This window comes from Moorena sp. SIO3I6 (assembly GCF_010672095.1).
Genome location: NZ_JAAHHU010001113.1, coordinates 1 through 1,666, shown reverse-complemented (window position 1 = coordinate 1,666; position 1,666 = coordinate 1). Strand labels below are relative to the sequence as shown.

The window sequence follows — 1,666 nt, the reverse complement described above, 5'->3', positions numbered from 1 at the left end:
AACCAAACAAGTAAGGCTTTCGTCACGTTTAGTGAGATTTTAAAGAACAAAATGCTCTATGAAACTGATATCATCCAATTTGAACAACAAATTTCCCTGATCAAAGAACAACGGTATAATTAGTAGTTAGCCCTCAAAAAAAATTATCAAAAAAGTTGTAATATAGAAGGATGTGAATAACAGAGAAACGGAATATCTAAAGACTTTCCTTGCACCTATCAAGAAGTGCAAGACCTACAGACCCAAGTTCGGGCAGGGTAACAGCGATAAGGGGCTATCCCTGAGTGGATTCAAGACGCTTTACGGTTCAGACCCTTTCTACGCATGGGTAGGTCTTGACACCGAGCTGATGTACGCTGCACATCGTGCAGCAGGTGGAATGACTTCCGTATATCGGCAAATCGGCATTGGGTGTGAACGTCTATTCCGTGCAGTTTTGGTAGATACAACTGGTTACACAGACCCCGTTTATGCAACCTGGTCCTACACAGCAAAGACTCGCTCTGGTAAAGATAAAAAGCTATCCCTTGACGGCAGACTTGAACTTTCTGAAGTTAAGAATCAAATGATTCTCAACAACGTAAAGCAATGGATTAAAGACTACTGTTCTGACTTAGGTGAAGTTACGGAACCCACTAACGGGATCGTTTTTGAAGTGCGTCAGGGTTACAAAAGCAAAGACTCCAAGCGTCAAAATGCCGACATTGATAATGCTGTAGTAGCATGGGCAAACGATTATCTTCCTGTATTCGCAATCTTTTCTTCACAGATTGATTCTGACATTGTACTGAGATACCGGAATAACCGTTGCGGTATTCTTATTGGTACAACGAATAGCAACAATAAAGAGTCTCTGTATGCCTTCTGTGACCAGGTTCTTGGGTATGACTTAGCAGACTTTTTCAACCGTAATAGCACAGAGATTAAACAAGAAATCCATGATGTCCTGGAAACGTTGTTGAGGGCTGAGTAATGGATATGACGGTTAAGCAACGTTCGGATTACACCTTCAAATACAACAAGAAACTTGGTAGACATGGATGGTTGCGGCTAACCCCCGCTTATTCCGTCAAGCTAGTAGAAGAAATTATTGATAACATCCCTGAAAATGCTTTCATCCTTGACCCGTTTTCAGGAACAGCAACAACTGGTATTGTGGCGGCTGAACATGGTTTTTATTCACACTGTTTTGATATAAACCCCTTCTTGATATGGTTAGGTAATGCTAAATGCCGTAACTACACAAAAACGGAACTTAAAAAGCTACAAATAGGGGTTAAAAAAGCGCTGATAGAATCCAAATATTATCTTAATAAAGATAACTGGTTGCCAAAAATACATAACATTACAAGGTGGTGGTCCGTAGATACATTAAAAATTATAGCTGCACTTCGTCAGGTGCTTGTTAACGAGTTTGGCGAACCGAAAGACAACAATGTTTCTTCTCTGGCATGGATTTCTTTTTGCCGGTTGGTTATTGAAACATCTTCCGCAGCATTCAATCATGTGTCCATGTCATTTCACGATCAAGTGACAACCTTTGAGGTAGAACAGATTGAATCTCTGTATTTAGAAATCTTGGATGCGATCGTTGAAAGTGCCAGTGAAGCACTTCCCGGTTCCGCATCGGTTCACTCCGTAGATTCACGGGAACCTGTTTCTATTA

General features: G+C 40.8%; 2 protein-coding genes. Both read left to right on the top strand.

Translation table 11 applies throughout. The features are described 5' to 3' along the window. Positions 1 to 349 precede the first annotated feature (349 nt). Positions 350 to 973 (top strand): hypothetical protein, encoded by a 624-nt coding sequence (locus F6K49_RS46715; protein WP_293083970.1) that lies wholly within the window; start codon positions 350 to 352, stop codon positions 971 to 973. Further along, on the top strand, positions 973 to 1,666 hold a 694-nt coding region (locus tag F6K49_RS46710; protein WP_293109296.1), incomplete at its 3' end, for a DNA adenine methylase. The genes F6K49_RS46715 and F6K49_RS46710, both read left to right, overlap by 1 nt.

Excerpts from the sequence above, each read along its gene's own strand:
- F6K49_RS46715 (WP_293083970.1), top strand. The coding sequence starts at position 350 with ATGTACGCTGCACATCGTGCAGCAGGTGGAATGACTTCCGTATATCGG.